Source organism: Psychromonas aquatilis (assembly GCF_038155185.1).
In the GTDB taxonomy this organism is placed as follows: domain Bacteria; phylum Pseudomonadota; class Gammaproteobacteria; order Enterobacterales; family Psychromonadaceae; genus Psychromonas; species Psychromonas aquatilis.
Map to the genome: position 1 here is coordinate 1 of NZ_JBAKAZ010000292.1, position 227 is coordinate 227.

Below are 227 nucleotides of genomic sequence, written 5' to 3' on the forward strand. Positions count from 1 at the left end.
ATTTTGAAGAGTCACATCCTAGTAAGATAATTTTGCATTTATTAGCGATTCATGTTTTTCATAATACTATTATCCCTAAGAGCAGTTTATTCCAAGAATCGCCAGTGCAGCAAATGCAATTTGATAATGCAGAACTCGCCGTATTAACAACCACAGAGGGGCAATCAGATAAATATATGGTCTTAGAGCAACAGGATAATATCTGTATATGTATGATATTTGACGAA

The 227-nt window shown here is 33.9% G+C and carries 1 protein-coding gene; it reads left to right on the forward strand.

Annotated elements, in window-relative coordinates; translation table 11 throughout:
• A partial coding sequence (locus tag V6256_RS15610) for a hypothetical protein (protein WP_341599147.1) occupies positions 1-227 on the forward strand: 227 nt, incomplete at both ends.